Below are 19,852 nucleotides of genomic sequence, written 5' to 3'. Positions count from 1 at the left end.
AAGTAGTTGAGTATTGTTTTATTTGTCAGTCCCTCAGGGACATGAGCCACCATTGTCCGGTCGATTTTATCCAAATAGTAAATAAATGAAGTTTTGTATTTTCTTCGGGCTAGATTTTTTGGTCTTAATTATTACATAAAGCTTGGCTCAATAACTCGCGGTGTATTAATGCCCTATCCACCAAATATTGGATTTTCTCTGGTGATAACGGCTCGCCATTGGCGTAATGCTCCATCCAAGCCAGACTAATCAAATTGGGGTCATCTGGTAAACTCGCCAAATCCCACCCAGGCATTTCCAAATCTTCCATGAGCCGATTTATTTTCGGATCATAACTAAGAGCAAAGCAGCGACAACCAACAGCCGCAGCCATAATCAAGCTGTGTAGACGCATCCCAATTGCCATCTCGACACCGCGAAACACACCTTTTAAAAGTTGCGGATCTTCTAGACATAAAATCTTGCTGACATCTTTAAGTTGGGGTTGAATAGCTTCGGCAATACTTAAATCTTCACTTTTTTGAAACGGCAGTAGTAAAATAAAAGCCTGCGTAGCTTTTTGAAAGTCCACCAAAGCACGAGTCAAGTTTGCCAGACGTGTTTCTGTAAGTAGGGGGTGCGATCGCAACGTTACCGCAACTCTCGGTGCCGGTAAATCCCAAAGTCCTGGTACTGGTTTAGATTCCAATGCCCAAACCGGATCAGGAGCTATAATACAAGGAATTTGCCAATCAGATAATAAAGCAGCGCTGGCGCGATCGCGGACACTAATTTTGGTACAATTACCAAAGGTTTGCCGTGCTAACCAGCGAGTTTGCGGACGCACCAAAGGGCCAATACCCTGCGCCCAAGCAATGGTTTTCAAACCCATTTTCTGCGCCAATGCCATCAGTCCCCCATAATAAAATGGGCTGATAGTACTGGTAACATCTTGAATGAGACTCCCGCCGCCCCAAATCAAGGCATCACTTGAGCGTAAAGCTTGCAGCACAAGTAAGGGAGCCATGCGATCGTAGGTTTCTACATTGTAGCGATCGCGCGTTTCCTCTGGATTACCAGAAAGCACCACAGGCGTTACGTGAGATGGTAACATTTGCAAAAGCGTTGCCAACAAAGCTTCGTCACCACCGTTACCTTTACCGTAATATCCAGACAATAATGCCCGCATTTTGACCATTTTGGATTTTAGATTAACAACTTTTTTTATACAGAATATCTGTGATTACTACAGATACTAGACTCATTCACAAATTCTATTTTCAAACTTCGTAACAAAGGAAGATAAAAAGGACTCCCAAATCCTGTACAGACGCGATTAATCGCGTCTCTCCCAAATCCTGTACAGACGCGATTAATCGCGTCTCTAACTTTCTTATGCAAGCCCTATCGATTCCCACCTGGATTATTCATATTTCTAGCGTTATTGAGTGGATTGTCGCCATTTGGTTAATTTGGACTTATGGCGAACTCACTAATAACCGCAGTTGGTGGGGATTATCCCTTGCCATGTTACCAGCTTTAGTCAGCGCCATGTGTGCTTGTACCTGGCATTATTTCGACAACGCCGAATCTCTGGAATGGCTGGTGACGCTTCAAGCTACCATGACCTTAGTTGGTAATTTTACGCTTTGGGGAGCGGCGTTTTTGATTTGGCGTTCTACGAAATCTCCTAACATTGTTGAACCAAAACCGATCAAATTAGAGCAATGATTTCTAAAGAAACCCTGTTTGCACTTTCACTGTTTCCCTATTTGGGTTTCTTGTGGTTTATTAGCCGCAGTCCGCAAATGCCGCGTTTAGCGCTGTATGGATTTTACGGCACTCTCGTCTTTGTTGCCATCACCATCCCAGCCGGAATTTACGCCCAACTGCATTATGGCGAGTCTTTGGCCAATGTAGATTGGTTGCACGGTGGTGCAGAAGTATTTTTGACGCTTTCTAATATTTTGCTTGTGCTGGGTTTTGGACAAGCTGTAAGGCAATTAAAAATGAAAAATGAAAAATAGACCTCTTACATAAATCAAAAATAAGAACTCCACCCCGCCAAAGCTACGCTTTGTCTCCCCTCCCCGCAAGCGAGGAGGGGTTGGGGGTGGAGTGTTAGGGATTTTTGCTTTCTTGTCTAATATAAAAATAGTATTCAGCTATAGCTAGTCAGGACTTACGCAAACAATAGCCGAAACCCCGATTTTCAGGTAGGGGCAATTCATGAATTGCCCCTACGGCGTGTAGTTTTGCGTAAGTCCTACTAGTGTTTGATTCTATTAAGTTATGAGGTAAAGGTAAATGGATGTAATTCCAGCGATTGATTTACTAGAAGGTCACTGTGTGCGACTGTATCAGGGAGACTACGATCGCTCACAAGTTTTTAGCGAAAATCCTGCTGATGTTGCCAAACAGTGGGTAGATCAAGGTGCTACCAGATTGCATATAGTTGATTTAGATGGTGCCAAAGCAGGTAAAGTAGTAAACTTGGGGGCAATTGAAGCGATCGCTCAAGCAGTGTCAGTGCCGATTGAAATTGGTGGAGGATTGCGCGATCGCACCAGCGTGCAACAAGTATTTAATCTAGGCGTACACTGGGCAATTCTCGGCACCATCGCCGTAGAACAGCCTCAGCTAGTGCAACAACTGTGTGAAGAATTTCCTGGACAGATTATTATTGGCATTGATGCCCGTAACGGACGCGTAGCAACTCGCGGTTGGTTAGAAACCTCAGAAGTTTTAGCAACCCAACTGGCTGTACAAATGCAAGAATTGGGTGTAGCCGCCATAATTTATACAGATATCCACCGTGATGGTACGCTCACAGGCCCCAATTTAGAAGCTTTGCGAGAACTTGCAGCAGTAATTTCCATCCCGATAATTGCTTCAGGCGGGGTAAGTTCTCTCACCGATTTGTTGAGTTTGTTGGCGTTAGAACCTCAAGGCGTGACTGGCGTAATTGTCGGACGTGCTTTGTATACTGGGGATATTTTACTCAAAGAAGCATTACGAGCGATCGGGCCTGGGCGGATTCAGGATATTCCACCAAATCTAGGTTTTTCTACTTTTGCTTGAGATTAAGGGACTTCCAAGAAATAAATCCAAAGAAACGAACCACAGAGACACAGAGAACACAGAGAGAAGAGAAATAGAGAGGATTTTTGCGTCAGTTTTGGGATATTTTTTTATTTGGAAGTCCCTAAGCATTTCTTTCTTCTCTTCCTTCGCGTCCTTCGCGGTTCGTTAAAAAAATTTACTTTGACAAAGAGTTAAGCCTTAACCCAACCGTATTAGTCCCTAATATCTCAACTTTAGACCTAAATGCAGAGAAAATAACTAGCAATGGTCGAAAAAAATAACTGGAAAAAAACACGTAAATCTTTTGAAGAAACTGGTGTAAAATTCGTGCGAGTTCTTTGGTGCGATAATGCCAACATTATCCGTGGCAAAGCCGTACATCTGGGGATGCTAGATCACTACTTTGAGCATGGGGTGGGTATTTCTGTAGGGCAGCAGGGAATTCCTGTGATGTATGATGCAGTTGTACCAGAAACTGGTTTAGGGCCAGTAGGTGAAATTCGCTTAGTACCAGATTGGTCTAGCCTCAAGCTTTTACCTTATGCTCCTGGTCATGCTCGTGTTATGGGCAATATGGTATTAGATGGTTCTGCTTGGCCATTATGCCCGCGAAATTTCTTGAAGCGGATGATTGCGGCAGCCGAATCTAATGGCTGGGAAGTTCGGGCAGCATTTGAAAATGAGTTTTACTTACTTCGGCAAACACCTGATGGAATCATTCCTGCTGACTCCACAGTTTTTGCCTCAACTCAGGCAATGGATATTAACCGAGAAGTAATTGATGCGATCGCAGATGCACTGATCGCTCAAGGCATACCTGTAGAACAGTATTATCCTGAAGCGGGCCCCGGTCAGCAGGAAATTTCCATCCGCTATACCGATGCTTTGCAAGCAGCTGATTGGCAAATTGCTTTTCGAGAAACCGTCAGAGCGATCGCCTACAAGCACAACCTGATCGCTTCCTTCTTACCCAAAATCTTCCCGGATGCGGCTGGTAGTGGTTGTCATATCCATCTGAGCCTTTGGCATGGCGAGAAAAACTTGTTACCTGACCCACAGGGAATCTGTGGTCTTTCTGAGGTAGCATTACAATTTATTGCTGGCATTTTACACCATCTTCCGGCACTGATGGCACTAACTACCCCAAGTACTAATTCTTACCGCCGCCTTCTTCCTCATAGTTGGAGTGGTGCTTTTCGCTGTTGGGGATTAGATAATCGAGAGGCAGCCGTGAGAGTCCCCAGTGACCCTGGTTTAGGCTGTCCGAGCAACTTGGAATTGAAAACTGTGGATGCCTCAGCTAATCCTTACTTAGCTTTAGGAGCAGTGATTGCCGCCGGACTTGATGGTGTGCAGCGTGGTCTAACACCTGGAAACCCGGTGAATCAAGACCCTGGATATTTATCAATTGCAGAACGCAATGCTAATCAAATAGACCGATTACCAGATAATCTGGGGCAAGCGATCGCTCACCTTCAGCAAGACGATATCCTATTAACAGCTTTAAATCCCCAGTTAGCGAAAGCTTTCTTAGCAGTGCGTCAAGCAGAGTGGCTAGCAATGAAAGATTGGGAATTAACGGCAGAAGTGAAAACCTTATTAGAGAAATACTAGCGATATCATTAATTACCAATGAATCTAGCTGACATTCCTTTAATTGACCAACACGCCCACAACATCTTAAGACCAGAAGTTTTTGCCCAGTACCCTTACGCGGCTGCCTTCACTGAAAGCTCTGATCCAGAAATTATCAACTACCATGCGCGTCATACGTTCTTTTATCGGCGTAGTTTACGCGAGATTGCAGCTTTATTAAACTGCGAACCTGAAGAAGCAGCAATTTTGGCACGGCGGGAAAGTTTAGGGTTAGAAGAACTGACGCAGATTTATTTTCGAGCCGCTAACCTGGAGGCGATTTACTTAGATGATGGTTTGCAGCCAGAAACTATCCTACCGATATCGTGGCATGAAAGGTTTATTTCTGTGCGACGAATTCTGAGATTAGAAATATTAGCAGAACAGCTAATTCCGCAATCAGAAGATTTTGCACAATTCTTAGCAAGATTCAACAGCGAACTTGATCCACCACCGTTTGGAGTGGTGGCTTTTAAAAGTATTGCCTGTTACCGGAGTGGCTTGGATATTCAACCTGTAGCTGACGAGGTGGCGGCGGCTCACTTTGACCTACTCAAACAACAACTGCAAAATCAACCTCTGCGACTGACTGATAAATCCCTGATTGATTTTCTGTTACAACAGGCGTTATTAGTAGCAGCGAAATATCGCCTACCAGTGCAATTCCATACTGGCTATGGTGATCCAGACTTGGATTTACGATTGGCGAATCCCCTAAATCTGCGATATTTACTAGAGTTACCCCAGTACCGCCGTGTACCATTAGTATTGCTACACGCTTCCTATCCTTATATGCAGCAGGCTGGTTATTTGGCTTCTGTATATCCCCAAGTTTATTTAGATTTCGGTTTGGCAATACCTTTTTTAAGCGTGTCCGGGATGCGGGAAGTAATTAGGCAGCTGTTAGAATTAACTCCCACTACTAAATTAATGTATTCTTCTGATGCACACTCAATTCCAGAATTGTACTATTTGGGTGCAAAATGGGGTCGCCAGCTTTTAGGGGAAGTGCTAGAGCAAGCAATTGCAGATTCTGACATTACTGTGGCTGAAGCAGAGGCGATCGCTGTCGCAATTTTACGCGAAAATGCCTTAGTTCTCTACCAATCAATCCCCGAAATAGATACTAGTGGTCTGTCCGATTAAATCTGAGGGATAAGAGAACGAACCGCAAAGGTCGCAAAGAGCGCAAAGGAAGAAGGAAAGAAGAGAAATTGAAATTTGATTCACCTATCAGAATTAATGGGACAGACTACTAGTACCGCAAGGCGGAATTCAAAATTCAAAATTCAAAATTCAAAATGAATACAGAGTAAGCGTTTCATTGATTTTGAATGGGTGGTTTATTTACGCCGTGCTGTACTAGCCCTTTTTGCCTCCCCGTAAGATCCCTTACGTTGAGCTTAACCCGCGATATCTGCAATACCTTCGCCAAATTAAAAGCCTACAGTAGAGAAATTTTACCAGTTTTACCAAGATCATCCAGTTTTCAAAACTTTGTGGTTCAAATATCTGGGAATACTAACTTTAGGTTGACATGGTTATGGCTGATTTATCGCAATGAAAATTTCTCACAAACTGCTTGGAAGTTTTGTTGGTATTTCCTTATTAACAAGCCTTGTTGGTGCGGTTGCGATCGCCCAAAACCAGAAAATTGCTGAAACTCTGGCGATCGCAGAAGCTGAAAATGTTGCCCAAGTGCTTGCTATTTCAATCGTCCACCATATCTCTGATGATCACGAATCGATTTCTGTTCAACGTTCGGAGGAACTGCAACACTTCGCCAATTCGCTGCATGATGTGCAAAAGCGTGACATTGTGGTGGTCAATCGGCAAAAGCTGATTGTAGCGGACGCTGTTCCCGAAAATGTCGGCACGATTTTTGATCATGACAAGGGCAATGAAATCCAGAAAACGATGCAGGATAATAACCTCAGAAGTTTTTTGGAAAAGAGCGTTGATTATCCTCAAGGAATTAAATTAATTGTCATTCCCTTGACAAACAATCAAAAACAGGTGACTGGTGCTGTGATTCTAGAGTGGTCATCGCTGTATGACAACGCGATCGCCCAAGCCAGACCGACAATGATTGTGATTAGTATCACCAGTTTAGGCTGTGTTATTTTGGCATTGATCATCGGATTGAGAATTTCGAGCAGCATTGCTAAACCACTGCAATCCGTGACAGAGGTGGCGCGGCAAGTCACCCAAGAGTCCAACTTTGACCTGCAAGCCCCCGTGACGACCAAGGATGAAATCGGTATTTTAGCGACTGCATTCAACCATTTGATCGAACGCGTGAAAACACTGCTGACTGAAAAAGAACAACGTTCAACAGAACTTCAGCAAGCTTTAACTCAGCTTCACAGTACTCAACAGCAACTTGTTCAAACTGAAAAGATGTCGAGTCTGGGGCAACTCGTCGCTGGAGTTGCTCACGAAATCAACAACCCTGTCAATTTTATTCATGGCAACATTACTTATATTAATAGCTACAGTAAAGACCTACTGAAATTGGTTCAGGCGTATCAGGCGCACTACCCCAATCCGCCCCAAACGCTCCAGGCAACTTTGGATGACGTGGATCTCGACTTTCTGAATCAAGACCTGCCCAAGATACTGCAATCAATGAAAGTTGGCACTCAACGGATTCGGGAAATTGTTTTATCTCTTCGTAACTTCTCCCGCCTGGATGAATCCGAATTCAAAGCTGTTGATCTTCATGAGGGGATTGACAATACGCTGCTGATTTTGCAACATCGCCTCAAGGCAATACCAGAGTCTCCGGCAATTGAAGTTGTTAAAGATTACAGTCAGTTGCCATTGGTTGAGTGCTATCCCGGACAACTAAATCAGGCATTTATGAACATACTGGCGAATGCGATCGATGCGCTGGAGGAATCTGCTCAACAAACACAACCCGGTAAAATTTGGATTTCTACTCAAGTTACGGCTGATAATCGGGTGCAGATTGCGATCGCCGACAATGGCTCCGGGATACCTGAAATAGTGCGGTCGCGCATTTTCGATCCTTTTTTCACCACCAAACCCGTCGGTAAAGGCACTGGCTTGGGCTTATCCATCACCTACAAAATAGTCATAGAAAAACATCATGGCAAGATGTGGTGTGATTCCACATTAGGAGAGGGTACCAAATTTATGATTGAGATACCAGTTCATCAACCTGAATCAATGGCGAGATGACGCAGCTACTTGGTATCACTAAATTATAGTTGTAAATCCTGCCCTCTTTTTGGGAACCCTAGATAGTAAGGTCTCAAAAATTAAGCCGTATGGTCAGCATTCCTGGATATCACGTTAGCGAAGAACTATACAACGGTTCTCGAACTTTAGTTTATCGCGCTAATCGAGAAACTGACCAAAAATCTGTGGTGATAAAGCTGATGAAAACTGCTTATCCCAACTTCAGTGAATTGGTACAGTTTCGCAACCAGTTCACGATCGCCAAAAATCTAAATCTACCTGGAATCATCCAAACCTACAGCCTGGAACCCTATCAGAATGGCTATGCGTTAGTGATGGAGGACTTTGGAGGAATTTCTCTCAACCAATGGCAAGGGAGAGGAGAGAATGGGGGAATGGGGGGAACAGCACAAAGTCTTATTGAGTTTTTACGAATTGCGATCGCTGTGTGTAATTCATTAGATATTCTAATTCGTAATCGGATCATTCACAAAGATATTAAACCCGCCAATATTTTAATTAATCCAGAAACTAAAGAAGTTAAGTTAATTGACTTTAGTATTGCATCTTTGCTGCCACGGGAAACTCAAATATTGATGAGTCCTAATGTGCTAGAAGGGACACTCGGCTATTTATCTCCAGAGCAAACTGGACGAATGAATCGAGGAATTGATTACCGGACTGATTTTTATTCTGTGGGTGTAACTTTTTACGAGTTACTAACAGGGGAATTACCATTTCAATCGCACGATCCGATGGAATTGGTACATTGTCATATTGCCAAACTTCCGCGTTTAGTAAATGAGATTAATCCGCAAATTGCGCCTGTACTCTCATCTATTGTCAGCAAATTGATGGCGAAAAATGCCGAAGACCGCTATCAGAGTGCATTTGGGCTGAAAGATGATTTAGAAATTTGTTTACATCAGCTAAAAGAAACGGGGAAAATTGCAAGTTTCCCAATTGCTCAACGGGATGTGTGCGATCGCTTTATTATCCCAGAAAAACTCTATGGTCGTGAGCATGAAGTTGAAACTCTGCTAAAAGCATTTGACCGCGTTACCAACAATCAGACGGAACTAATGCTGGTGGCTGGTTTTTCTGGTATTGGTAAAACTGCTTTGGTCAATGAGGTTCATAAACCCATTGTCCGGCAAAGGGGCTACTTCATCAAAGGCAAATTTGACCAATTTAATCGTAATATTCCCTTCTTTGCTTTTGTGCAGGCGTTTCGAGATTTAATGGGGCAATTGCTGAGTGAAAGTGATGAACAATTGTCAACTTGGAAAAATAAAATTTTACAAGTGCTGGGTGATCAGGGGCAAGTCATTCTTGAGGTAATTCCCGAACTAGAACAAATTATTGGTCAACAACTACCAGCAACGCAACTTTCACCCAATGCAGCCCAGAATCGGTTTAATTTACTCTTCCAAAAGTTCATTCAGATATTCACCACAAAAGAACATCCATTAGTAATTTTCCTCGATGATTTGCAGTGGGCTGATTCTACATCACTCAAATTGATGCAGTTGCTCATAAACGAGTCAGGAAGTGGAGCTTTACTTTTAATTGGAGCTTATCGGGATAATGAAGTTTCTGCTGCTCATCCATTGATGTTGACATTAGATGAAATTGCCAAAGCTAATTTTAGGATTAACAAAATTACATTATCTCCTCTGAGTGAAGCAAGTTTAAATCAACTGGTTGCTGACACCCTAAATTGTTCACTAAAAACTACAGAAATACTCACACAATTAGTTTATCAAAAAACCAAGGGAAATCCATTTTTTAGTACACAGTTTTTCAAAGCGCTGCATCAAGACCAGCTAATTAAATTTGATTTAGATAGCGGAAGCTGGCAGTGTAATATTGCCCATTTGAAGACGTTAGCCTTAACAGATGATGTGGTTGATTTTATGGTGTTACAGTTGCGAAAACTGCCAGAATCAACGCAAGATGTTTTGAAATTAGCGGCTTGTATTGGGAATCAATTTGATTTGGCAACATTGGCAATTGTTTCGGAAAATTCCGAAACCGAAACAGCAATATACCTCTGGAAAGCATTACAAGAGGGATTAATCCTGCCGCAAAGCGAAGTTTACAAATTCTATGTCGGGCGGGAAACACAGGATTTAGTAGAAAGTTCGCTAACTGTAAACTATAAATTTTTACACGATCGCGTTCAACAAGCGGCTTATGCGTTAATCCCAGAGTCAAAAAAGCAATCCATCCATCTGCAAATTGGCCAACTATTATTAAGCAAAATACCGATTAAAAAGCAGGAAGAGAGAATTTTTGAGATTGTTAATCAGTTGAATATTGGTGTAAAACTAATCACTCAGCAGTCTGACAAAGAACAATTAGCACAGTTAAATTTGCTGGCTGGGCAAAAAGCCAAACTATCTACTGCTTATGCGAATACAGTGGAATATATCAGTTGCGGGATTCAGCTATTGAGAACAGATAGCTGGCAACAACAATATTCACTCACATTAGCCTTGTATGAAGAAGCTGCTTCGGCAGCCTATTTCATGGGTCAATTTGACCAGGTAGAAGAGTTTGTTAAGCAAGTGCAAGACCATACTAACGTCTTACTAGATAAAGTGAAATCGATTGAGATCCAAATCCAATCTTATTTAGCTCAGAGTCGTTTTGATGATTCGATTCGGACTGCGATCGCACTACTAAATCTCTTAGGTGTCAAACTATCTGATCAAGCAAATCAAACCCAAACATTCCTTACTTTAGCCCAAACAAAATTACGACTTTTAGGTAAATCTCCTTTAAATTTGATTGATTTACCTGACATGATGGGGGACAAACAACTGGCAGCAATCCGAATTCTAGCTAGTACGAATTCAACGGCTTATATTGGTCGTCCAGATTTACTGCCACAAATAATCTTGAGCGAAGTCAATTTATCCATGCAGTACGGGAATGCGGCAGCATCTGCATTTGGCTATGCCTGGTATGGATTGATCGAATGTGGGATGCTGGGAAATATTCAGACAGGTTATGAATTTGGTCAATTAGCATTACAAATTCTGGAAAAATTCCATAGCAAGGAATTCAAAGCTAGAACCGTCTTCATTGTTCAAACATTTATTAATCACTGGCATGAACCCCTTCAAGATACAATTGCACCGTTAATCGAAGCCTATCAAGTGGGGTTAGAAACAGGAGATATTGAATATGCTGCTTGGGCTAGCTTTGTCTGTAGTTTTCATGGATACTTTATCGGGCAGGAATTGGCGGAGTTAGAAAAACAGATGGGTGGCTATGCTGAAGTCTACAGCAATTTTAGACAAGAAAAACCTCTGACCTATACTAATTCATTTCGTCAAGCTATCTTGAATTTGTTGGAACCGTCTACAAATCCCAGTTACTTATCGGGTGCTGTTTATGATGCACAAACTATTCGCCCATTACAAGAACAAGCAGGCGATCGCACTGGATTGTGCTTTAGCTACACCAATGAACTGATACTTTGCTACCTGTTTGAAAATTATACCGGAGCATCTGAGGCATCAATTAAGGCAATAACCTATTTAGACGGGGTAACATCGGCGGCAGTTGTACCAATAGTTTATTTTTATCAGGCACTAACTCAACTGATTCTCTATCCAACAGCAACGCTTACTGAGCAAAAACAGATTCTTAAAAAAGTAACATCTCATCAGAAAAAGCTGAAAAAATGGGCGCATCATACCCCAATGAATCATCAACACAAATTTTACTTAGTCGAAGCAGAACGGCATCGGGTTTTGCTGCAAAAAAACAAAGCAATGGAATTCTACGATCGCGCCATTTCTCTTGCTAAAGAAAACAAATACATCCAAGAAGAAGCTTTGAGCAATGAACTAGCTGCCAAGTTCTACCTCGACTGGGGCAAAGAAAAAATCGCCCAAGCTTACATGCAAGAAGCTTATTACTGCTATGCCCGTTGGGGCGCTAAAGCCAAAATCGAGGACTTAGAAAAACGCTATCCCCAACTCCTAGCTCCCATCTTACAAGGGCAATTTAATGGCTTTCAACTGAGTTCAAATATCGATACATTATATCAAACCATTCACACAAACCTCTCGAGCAGCAATATTTCTGAAGGCTTCGATTTTGCCACCATCTTTAAAGCCTCACAAGCTCTCTCCAGTGAAATTCAATTAGAGCAATTACTCACTACCCTTTTGCAAGTGGTGATCGAAAATGCTGGCGCACAAAAAGCTGCCCTGCTTGTACTCCAACAAGACAACTTAGTGGTTGAAGCTGTAGCCACTATTAATCAAGGAGTGACGCTGGTATCTGTACCATTGTCAACCAGTGAAGGCATTCCGATTACACTGGTAAACTCTGTCAAACGCAGCTTAAAAACTGTTGTGTTCGATGATGTAACAGCACAAACTGATTTTATCGCCGACCCATATTTCATGCAGCAACAACCTAAGAGTGTGTTGTGTACGCCGATATTAAATCAGGGTAAAATCATTGGGCTGCTATATCTAGAAAATACGCTGACAATTGGTGCATTTACGAGCGATCGCATTGAAGTTATCCAACTACTATGCGCCCAAGCCGCCATCTCTCTAGAAAATGCCCGTCTTTATCAAGAATCTCAAAATTATGGACAACAGTTAGAGCGATCGCTGCAAGAACTTGAGCAAGCCCAACTACAAATGGTGCAAAATGAAAAAATGGCAACCTTGGGCAATTTGGTTGCAGGTGTAGCACATGAAATTAATAATCCCATCGGATTTCTCAAAGGCAGCATCGACAATGCCGAAGACTATACTGAAGACTTACTCGCCCATATCCAATTGCTTAAACAACATTATCCCACTGGTGCGATCGCAGTCATTAAGCATGGCGAAAAAATTGATCTAGAATTCTTAACTGAAGACTTACCAAAGCTATTAACTTCCATGAAGATGGCAAGCGATCGCATTGAAGACATTAGTAACAGTCTCCGCACTTTCTCCAGAGCCGATACAGCCGAAAAAGTTGCTTGTAATCTCCATGAAGGGATTGAGAGTACGCTGTTGATTTTGAAGTATCGCCTTAAAGCTTACGAAAAACGTCCAGCGATCGAAGTCATCACCGAATATGGAAATTTACCGCCTGTCGAGTGCTTTTTAGGACAGCTAAATCAAGTATTTATGAACATCCTCGCTAATGCAATTGATGCCTTCGATACATCCATTCAAGGGCGTTCTTTTGCCCAAGTCAGAGCCGATCATCAACAAATACTGATTCACACCGAAGTATCCAGTGACCAACGCACGGTAACAATTCGTATTAAAGATAACGGTCAGGGTATGCCAGAGGAGATTAGATCGCGGATCTTTGACCACCTGTTTACAACTAAAGAGGTGGGGAAAGGAACAGGATTAGGATTAGCGATCGCTCGTCAAATTGTCGAGGAAACCCACGATGGGCGGTTGAGTTGCAATTCTGTGCTTGGCGAAGGAACAGAATTTATCATTGAGATTCCAGTATCTTAATGGCTACTACTTCGATTTAAAGAAGTACGGATTTGAGACTTACTCCCCAACGCTAGCTCTTAAGGGGCTGTTCTTGTTAGGTCTGTATTCCATGCAATTAAGCTAAAACATATCTAAGAAAGCATATTTCGATTTCATCAAAATCTTGTGGGGTGGGCCGGAAAGCCCGCCCTAATGGGAGCAACTTAAATGCCAATTAGCTTACAGCAGTTTCCATGTATTTGAACCACATCTGTCGTAAGCTACAGCACAGATGTGCATTGGTGTCAACTTAAGCCAAAACCCTTTTCAAACCTCGTTAACAGCCTCTGGCTGGAAATGCTCTTCAATTGCTGCTCTGCCGCAAGTCTTGAGGCGGCAGCCCCCCAATACGCATTCCCAGTCGGAGACTTCTTTTCGAGACAATCTTAAAAGCTGCTTATAGACTGGCTTTCACGTTAAGCTGACACCCATGACAGATGTGCTATCCCACCGCCTGATCTATTTACTTAAATTTTCTCTGAGATATTTCAGTAATCGACAATACCCGTAATGTAGATTAAATTGTATTAGACCTTAAAATTTACTATTATGTCCAGTCAAGAACAAAATTCCAACAAAGGATTTAAGCAAACACAAGCTAGCGGAACAAAGAAGAAGAAAATACAACCTCCACAAGACATCAAAAAACCAGAGAAAACTGACTAAAAAGCTTTATAGTTGATTGTAGAGACTTCAATTAATTTGAAATCTCTACAATTGTGATCAAAAAGAAATCAGATAAGAATTCAGCACGCAGGAGTCAGCCCCTTCCCTACGGGACGCTGCGCGAACGGGGAAGTGAAAAGTCACGCATTCAAAAGTCAAAAATTTTGAACCCCATAAATAAATTTACTTGCTCTGTACCTTTGTATTTCTGGTCAGAAGTCAGAATTTAGAAGGAATCCAGTATAATTGGTATATTGATTCATCAAATGTTATCCTGATTCTTTAACTATTCTGACTCCTGAATTCTGACGAAATCAGCTTATTTATTTTTAACTTGAGTTTTTGCTTGTTCTAAAGCTATTTCTTTAATTGCCTGATATGAATTAACATTTGAATTACCTTCAATAGCTTTAACTGCCAAATCCTGAACTTGTTTGAGAGCCGATTCAAGTTGTTTAGAAAGATTTTGAATCCGCATCTCTTGATTACTAATAGTTTGTTCTAGAGATTGCAGTCTTAGTTCATAGAAACGCTTTTGCCCTTCCACTTCCTTAGAATATAAATCTGATTTTACTTTAGCTTGGTAGTGGGCGATGCCTTTGCCCTCTTCTGTAGCTTTTTTTATAGCTGCTTCTTTATCTTTCGGAAAAGCCTCTACCTTGGCTTTTAATTCTTCAAATTGTTTCTCTCTCTCAGAAATTGCTTTCTCTCGTTCAGCCCACTGTTTATCTGTTTCTTGTAGTAATTCTTCGAGTTGCTTATATAGTGCTTTCTGCTCTTGTTCGTATTCGCCACTTGCCAGTTGTCGCTGGAGTTCTAAATTATACTTATACTCTGAGGCATCCCGTTGCCGAGTTTTATCCAAGTTTTCATTCCGTTCTTTTATCGCGCGTTGCTGTTCCTCTTGTTCTTTTCCCCAAGTATTCCTTCGCTCTAATATTTCTTGGAATAACACTTCAGAACGCTGGCTATATTCTTCCTGATAAGCTTTAGTATTATCTTCATAAGCTTGGATGAGAGTATCCAAGATATCATCAGAAATTTCCAAATTGTGCATCTGTGTTAATTGTTGGATTTCTTCTTCTAAAGTTCGCCTAATTTCTTTTAATTTAGAGGCTTTTGTGGTTAGCTGCTCTGATAATTCATTAGCAGCGCTGCCAAAACCTAATTGAATCTTCGCCAAGCTTCCAATTGTATTGCTCATCTTTTCTTGGACACTAGAAAGCTGATTCATAGCTGTTTTTTGTTCTAATTTAGGCTGTTCTTTAGTTAGAGACTGGTTTTCTTTGGCAACTTCATCGAGTTGCAATTTCAGCGCTACTTTTTCTTTAGCTAACTCCTCATACGCCTGAAGAATTTCTACTTTAGTATTCTTATCAGTCGGTTTTTTTACCACCACAATAAACCTCATCTTCAGGAATTAAAAATGATTAAGATTCTCCAGAATCACAACTATTTAGGATTAGAACTACCAAAAGCTCTCATCGCTAAGTCTTGTGATTGTTTTAATGCAGTTTGCAATTGATCAGAAATACCTTCTATCTGCTCAGATTGTTTCTTAATTGTTTCTTCCAGAGATTGAATTTTTAGTTCATAGCTCTGTTTATTAGCTTCCCACTCTTTATCAAATAAATCAGCCTCAATTTTAGCTTTTTGACTTGTTTCTTTAATTGCCTCTTCCCTAGCTTTCTTAACGGCTTCTTCCAATTCGTTAGGAAATGTAGCTACTTGTTCTTGATAGTCTGCAAAGAGTGGTTGACGTTCGGCGAATATCTTTTCTCGTTCTGTCCAATCTTTTTCTTTATTTGCAGATTTTTCTTGTATTTCCCTTTCTTGTTGACGTTTTATCCCTTCGTAGCTGTCTGTATTGAGTTTACGAGTAGTTTCTAACTTATACTGAGATTCTTCTTGTTCTTGCTGGCGATCTTTGACTAATAAATCGTTATATGCTTGGAGTTCTTCCGCATATTCTGCTTGCTCTTTTTGCCATTCTTTCCGCCTGATTGTAATTTCTTTCTCTAGTGCTTCCCTTTTGCTGATAGTATCTTGTTCTAGGGTTTTTAATTTTTCTTGGTGTTCTTGACTTAAAATGTCTAGAGTATCCGCTACAACTCTGATTTCTTGAAACTCTTGTAAGCGTTGAGTTTCAATTTCTATAGCTCGGCTCAATTCATCTAACTTGGAATTTTCTTGAGCTAGTTTTTCAGATAATGCATTGAGAATACTGCCAAACTCCAATTGTAAATCAGCTAAACCTTTGACAATACTATCAACTGTATATGCAGAAGCTGCTTGCAGAATTTCTTGACTTTTTGCCTTTTCTGCTTCCTCTTGTTTGGTTGCTATTTTAGACTCCAGCTTTTTTCTTTGGATAATAATTTGTTGAAATGCTTGCAGTAGTTGTTGTTTGGTGTCCTTGACTCCAACTATAGTCATCTTCCAACCCCCTTCTATAAGCAATGATTTATTGGGTAGCAAGCCATACCAAATACTACCCATGCAGACATCAGAGTAGCCTTTGAATCAACATTTTTAGCTCAGTGGTAATACTGAAATTTTCCCCATCTCACACTTAATTGGGAACGATTTTTCCACACAAGTGTCATTGTGTTTTTACTTTATAGTAAATGTGTACTAAAGTAAATATACTCAACTTCATCTGCTCTTGTCAAGGGGAGCATCTGCTGTCGTATATATTAATTTTTGTAAAGAAAACCGAAAAGAATTAACCCTAGTAGAAGCGTGGTTACAGTAAGGCTAGATAATAGATTCAATCATCTTAATTGATACAAGCACAGTCCTAGACTTTTGTGATATCAATGTATACCAGTGAATCGACCAAATATTCTGCCAGAACGGACATTGGACAAACCAGCCGTATTCTAGTAGTAGAAGATGAAGAATTAATCCAGGAAATGCTAGCTGTAGCCTTGGAAGAGGAAGGTTATGGGGTGATAACTGCACCCGATGGGCGGTCTGCTCTAGAGTATCTCAAAAGTTTTGAAACCAACTCAGGGGAACTTCCCTTTGATCTGATCATTCTTGATTTGATGCTGCCTCAAATCAATGGGCTAGATATTTGCCGTTTGTTGCGTCATCAAGGAAACCCAGTACCTATTTTAATGCTCAGTGCTAAGGGTACTGAAACTGACCGCGTTCTGGGCTTAGAGGTGGGAGCAGATGACTACCTGACCAAACCATTTAGTATGCGCGAGTTAGTGGCTCGCTGTCGCGCTTTACTCCGCCGCCAACGCCTAAGTAATTTACCCCCAGTACCAGTATTAAAATTCAAAGATGTTACCTTGAATCCCCAAGAATGTCGTGTGCTAGTTCGTGGTCAAGAGGTGAGCCTTTCCCCTAAAGAGTTCCGCCTGCTGGAATTGTTTATGAGTTATGCCCGTAGGGTATGGTCACGGGAACAATTGCTCGATCAGGTTTGGGGGCCAGATTTCGTGGGCGATAGTAAAACTGTAGACGTTCACATTCGCTGGTTGCGCGAAAAATTAGAGCAAGACCCCAGTCATCCTGAATATATTGTGACTGTACGAGGTTTTGGCTATAGGTTTGGATAATTAGTTTAGATAGTTGTTAGTTTTTAGTAGTCACCAAGAAACTAACAACTCAAATGCTCTTATTGGGATTTTTTCTGGGTTTAGCGGTAGGCATTGGGTTTTGGGTTTGGCAACAGGTTCAACTTAACCGCTACCTGGGGCGCTTACTTCGACCGTTAACCTCGCATTTTTACAAGATGCGACTGCTGCTGATTCCTGGGTTGCGGCAGGAAATAGCGATGGTGAAACAGCAACGGCAAGATTTGCAGCAGTCGTTGCAAACTTACCAAAACCTGCTAGATTTTGCACCAGTGGGATATTTGCAGGTGGATGAGGAAAATCAACTGCTGTGGTGTAATCGGCAGGCGCAGGAAATTTTGTATCTGCATTGGCAACCAGAACAGGTGCGTTTGTTACTAGAGTTGGTACGGTCTTACGAACTTGACCATCTAATTGAACAAACTCGTGATCGGCAAAAACCACAGACGGGAGAATGGGTATTTCATCCATCTTGTGAGGATGCCGCAGAGATGCCAACAATAAAATCTCTGGCTTTGCGGGCATCTAGCTTGCCTTTACCCAATGGACAAGTGGGAGTCTTTTTAGAAAATCGTCAACCCCTATTAGATATAAATCAAGTACGCGATCGCTCTTTTTCTGATCTAGCACACGAACTCAGAACGCCCCTGACTTCGATTCGCTTAGTTGTGGAAACCTTACAAAACCGTTTGGAACCACCTTTAAATCGCTGGGTTAACCGCCTAATGCAAGAAGTTGATCGGCTGATTAACTTGGTGCAAAGCTGGTTAGAACTTACCCAAATCGAAGCAAACCCAAACATCCAATTGCAAACCAAAGCTGTAGAATTGCGATCGCTGATTGCATCTGTTTGGGAAACACTAGAACCCTTGGCAGGGCGCCAACATCTGTCTTTTTCTTATTCTGGCCCAGAAAATCTGTGGATTAAGGCAGATAAAGCCCGTATTTACCAAGTTTTTCTGAACTTGCTAGACAATAGCATTAAGTACAGTCCACCTTATACAAGCATTCAAGTCGAAGCGAAAATTCTATCAACCAATAATGGGGATGATACTGCTTCCCCAATTGTCGAAATAAATCTTATTGATTCTGGAGTCGGGTTTTCTGAGGCAGATTTACCCCACGTTTTTGAGCGATTTTATCGAGGAGATAAAGCGCGATCGCATTCCCCCCAAGATGGTAACTCCATAGGGGCGATCGTTGGAAATGGGTTAGGTTTAGCGATCGTTGAGCAAATTCTGATCGCCCACGGTGGTTCAATCAAAGCAATGAACCATCCAGAAACTGGTGGTGCGTGGATGCAACTCCAATTTCGTGAAGTTATGGCAAACTTCCTAAGCCAAGACTATAGTTAGTAATATCTTCACCTTTGAGACAACAAGTGTGAAAGCTATCGATTATAGTCCCAATCCTCAAAGACCTCAACTCGCACGCGCCATTAGGCGTTTAGAACGGGATGTATTACGCATGGGTGCTTTAGTCGAACAATCATTTCGCCTCAGCCACCAAGCGTTATTTGCCCGTAACTTAACAGCAGCTGAGGAACTTCCCCGATTAGATAAAAAGATTGATCGCTTCTATAGACAAATAGAATCAGAGTGTACGGCGATTATGACGCTGCAAGCGCCTACGGCTCAAGATTTGCGCTGCTTGAGTGCCTTTATGCAGCTGGTGCGAGACTTAGAGCGCATTGGCGATTATGCTGAGGATTTAGGTGAGATTGCGATTAAAATTTTTCCTTATCCGCCTCATACGTCAATGCCCGACATTGAAGCTATGTCCCTTCACGCGCAGGCGATGCTAGCAACTAGCTTGAAGGCTTTGGGAGATTTTGATGAAGCCGGCGGACGCCGTTTAAAGCACCTAGATGATACTGTAGATGATGCCTACGATCGCGTTTATCAGACTTTAGCCCAACAACGCGATGTCCCAGGTGTCGTCGAGCCAATTGTGCTGCTGGCACTGGCAATTCGTTGTCTGGAACGCATGGCAGATCATGCCACTAATATCGGTCAAAGGGTAGCATATATTGTCACCGGTCAACGCTCTTAAATAAATCCAGCGATTTAGTAAGCGCCATTCCCCTATTATCTTCATAATTATTTGCACCTACATACTTACTTATACCAATTTAATATGAAGCTGCATAGAATAGAGCTTCCAAGATAAAGTTATAAG

At 41.8% G+C, this 19,852-nt stretch carries 13 protein-coding genes; 10 read left to right on the top strand and 3 right to left on the bottom strand.

Features of this window, described 5'->3' with window-relative positions; translation table 11 throughout:
* Window positions 1-124 precede the first annotated feature (124 nt).
* Window positions 125-1,168 carry a polysaccharide pyruvyl transferase CsaB gene (gene csaB / locus HWQ23_RS26300; protein WP_292835020.1) on the bottom strand — a complete coding sequence of 348 codons (1,044 nt, stop codon included), beginning with the start codon at window positions 1,166-1,168 and terminating at the stop codon, window positions 125-127.
* 206 nt (window positions 1,169-1,374) lie between these two features.
* On the opposite strand from csaB, the gene HWQ23_RS26295 reads away from it, so the two are divergent.
* From HWQ23_RS26295 to HWQ23_RS26265, 7 genes are all read left to right on the top strand, one after another.
* On the top strand, window positions 1,375-1,710 hold the full coding sequence (locus HWQ23_RS26295; RefSeq protein ID WP_292835017.1) for a DUF2499 domain-containing protein: 336 nt from the start codon (window positions 1,375-1,377) through the stop codon (window positions 1,708-1,710).
* The gene (locus HWQ23_RS26290; protein WP_292835014.1) at window positions 1,707-2,006 is read left to right on the top strand and encodes a DUF3593 domain-containing protein; all 300 of its coding nucleotides are present in this window, start codon (window positions 1,707-1,709) and stop codon (window positions 2,004-2,006) included. The genes HWQ23_RS26295 and HWQ23_RS26290 overlap by 4 nt, the downstream gene beginning before the upstream one ends.
* A gap of 280 nt (window positions 2,007-2,286) precedes the next feature.
* Entirely contained in the window at window positions 2,287-3,060 is a 774-nt protein-coding gene (gene hisA / locus HWQ23_RS26285; protein ID WP_292835011.1) for a 1-(5-phosphoribosyl)-5-[(5-phosphoribosylamino)methylideneamino]imidazole-4-carboxamide isomerase, read from the top strand.
* 267 nt (window positions 3,061-3,327) lie between these two features.
* Window positions 3,328-4,677, top strand: a complete 1,350-nt coding sequence (locus HWQ23_RS26280) for a glutamine synthetase family protein (protein ID WP_292835008.1) — start codon at window positions 3,328-3,330, stop codon at window positions 4,675-4,677.
* Between the two features lie 18 nt (window positions 4,678-4,695).
* Window positions 4,696-5,844: an amidohydrolase family protein gene (locus tag HWQ23_RS26275; protein WP_292835005.1), complete on the top strand. Its 1,149-nt coding sequence runs from the start codon at window positions 4,696-4,698 to the stop codon at window positions 5,842-5,844.
* 414 nt (window positions 5,845-6,258) lie between these two features.
* Window positions 6,259-7,902, top strand: coding sequence for a sensor histidine kinase (locus HWQ23_RS26270; RefSeq protein ID WP_292835002.1), 1,644 nt, complete (start codon window positions 6,259-6,261; stop codon window positions 7,900-7,902).
* A gap of 89 nt (window positions 7,903-7,991) precedes the next feature.
* Complete coding sequence (locus tag HWQ23_RS26265) at window positions 7,992-13,397, top strand: trifunctional serine/threonine-protein kinase/ATP-binding protein/sensor histidine kinase (protein ID WP_292834999.1); 5,406 nt, start codon at window positions 7,992-7,994, stop codon at window positions 13,395-13,397.
* A gap of 1,006 nt (window positions 13,398-14,403) precedes the next feature.
* Here the strand turns inward: HWQ23_RS26265 and HWQ23_RS26260 are convergent.
* Together HWQ23_RS26260 and HWQ23_RS26255 are read right to left on the bottom strand one after the other, a co-directional pair.
* On the bottom strand, window positions 14,404-15,483 hold the full coding sequence (locus tag HWQ23_RS26260) for a coiled-coil domain-containing protein (protein WP_292834996.1): 1,080 nt from the start codon (window positions 15,481-15,483) through the stop codon (window positions 14,404-14,406).
* A 53-nt stretch (window positions 15,484-15,536) separates the two neighbouring features.
* Window positions 15,537-16,520, bottom strand: coding sequence for a hypothetical protein (locus HWQ23_RS26255; RefSeq protein WP_292834993.1), 984 nt, complete (start codon window positions 16,518-16,520; stop codon window positions 15,537-15,539).
* 383 nt (window positions 16,521-16,903) lie between these two features.
* On the opposite strand from HWQ23_RS26255, the gene HWQ23_RS26250 reads away from it, so the two are divergent.
* From HWQ23_RS26250 to phoU, 3 genes are read left to right on the top strand one after another with little or no spacing between them, the layout of a single operon-like run.
* A complete protein-coding gene (locus HWQ23_RS26250; RefSeq protein WP_292834990.1) occupies window positions 16,904-17,656 on the top strand; it encodes a winged helix-turn-helix domain-containing protein in 753 nt (250 codons plus the stop codon).
* Between the two features lie 53 nt (window positions 17,657-17,709).
* Window positions 17,710-19,029 carry a sensor histidine kinase gene (locus tag HWQ23_RS26245; protein WP_292834987.1) on the top strand — a complete coding sequence of 440 codons (1,320 nt, stop codon included), beginning with the start codon at window positions 17,710-17,712 and terminating at the stop codon, window positions 19,027-19,029.
* A 28-nt stretch (window positions 19,030-19,057) separates the two neighbouring features.
* On the top strand, window positions 19,058-19,726 hold the full coding sequence (phoU, locus tag HWQ23_RS26240; RefSeq protein WP_292834984.1) for a phosphate signaling complex protein PhoU: 669 nt from the start codon (window positions 19,058-19,060) through the stop codon (window positions 19,724-19,726).
* Window positions 19,727-19,852 lie beyond the last annotated feature (126 nt).

It is taken from the genome of Nostoc sp. JL33 (assembly GCF_017114985.1).
Taxonomy (GTDB): domain Bacteria; phylum Cyanobacteriota; class Cyanobacteriia; order Cyanobacteriales; family Nostocaceae; genus Nostoc.
The sequence above is the reverse complement of the archived record's forward strand: the minus strand, read 5'-3'. Positions and strand labels throughout refer to the sequence as shown.